We start from the raw sequence: 1,199 nt of genomic DNA, 5'->3' as shown, positions 1-1,199 counted from the left end.
GCCCCGCAACGCGGCCGGCGCGCCGCCCGGCGGCCCGGTCCCCGGTCCGCGTGCCCCGGCCGGGGGTGGCGCTGTTCGCCCTGGTCGCGGCGTTTACGCTGGTGCGGAACCTGCCGTTCGGCGCGGCCCTCGCCCCGTAGCGGGGACGGCGTCCGACTGATGGGATGGAGAAGGTCCGGATTCGGGGCTTCCGCCCGGTGCCGGATAGCATCGCAGATGCCCGAACAGCCGCCCGCCGGCGGCCGGCGCCCGGCGCCGGAGCCGGACCGGCGCCAGCAGAAAGGGGTCCGCTCGCGTGAGTGTGCTCGACGAGATCATTGACGGCGTGCGCGAGGACCTCGCCGAGCGGCAGGCCCGCGTCGGGCTCGACGAGCTGAAGGAGCGCGCGGCGAGGGCCCCCGAGGCGCGCGACGGGGTGGCTGCGCTGCGCGGCGACAGCGTCACCGTCGTCTGCGAGGTCAAGCGCTCCAGCCCCTCCAAGGGCGCGCTCGCGGCCATCGCCGACCCGGCCGCGCTCGCCGCGGACTACGAGGCCGGCGGGGCCGCCGTCATCAGCGTGCTGACCGAGCAGCGCCGCTTCGGCGGCTCGCTGGCCGACCTGGAGGCCGTACGGGCCAAGGTCGACCTGCCGGTGCTGCGCAAGGACTTCGTCGTCTCGTCGTACCAGCTGTGGGAGGCGCGGGCGTACGGCGCCGACATGGTGCTGCTCATCGTCGCCGCGCTGGACCAGGAGGCGCTGGTCTCGCTGGTGGAGCGGGCCGAGTCCATCGGGCTCACGCCGCTGGTCGAGGTGCACGACGAGGAGGAGACCGAGCGCGCGGTGGCCGCCGGGGCGAAGATCATCGGCGTGAACGCGCGCAACCTCAAGACGCTGGAGGTCGACCGCGGCAACTTCGGCCGGGTCGCACCGGAGATCCCCGACCGCATCGTCAAGATCGCCGAGTCCGGCGTGCGCGGCCCGCACGACCTCATCGCGTACGCGAACGACGGCGCCGACGCCGTGCTCGTCGGCGAGTCCCTGGTCACCGGCAAGGAGCCGCGCGCCGCCGTCGCCGACCTCGTCGCCGCCGACGCCCAGCCCGCGCTGCGCCACGGACGGGGCTGACCCCCGTGCCCCCGCCCCCGGACCACCCGCCCCCGCCCCGGGGGGCCGCCGCGGCCGGCGGTCGGCGTGCCGTGGCCCCCGGTGTCCCCCCAGC

General features: G+C 76.6%; 1 protein-coding gene. It reads left to right on the top strand.

All coding sequences use genetic code 11. The features are described from left to right. Window positions 1-295 precede the first annotated feature (295 nt). Window positions 296-1,105, top strand: coding sequence for an indole-3-glycerol phosphate synthase TrpC (trpC, locus tag ABD317_RS37090; RefSeq protein ID WP_344296499.1), 810 nt, complete (start codon window positions 296-298; stop codon window positions 1,103-1,105). Window positions 1,106-1,199 lie beyond the last annotated feature (94 nt).

Origin of the sequence: Streptomyces synnematoformans, assembly GCF_039531005.1 — a bacterium.
Taxonomy (GTDB): Bacteria; Actinomycetota; Actinomycetes; order Streptomycetales; family Streptomycetaceae; genus Streptomyces; species Streptomyces synnematoformans.
This window is presented reverse-complemented; position numbering and strand designations above follow the sequence as displayed.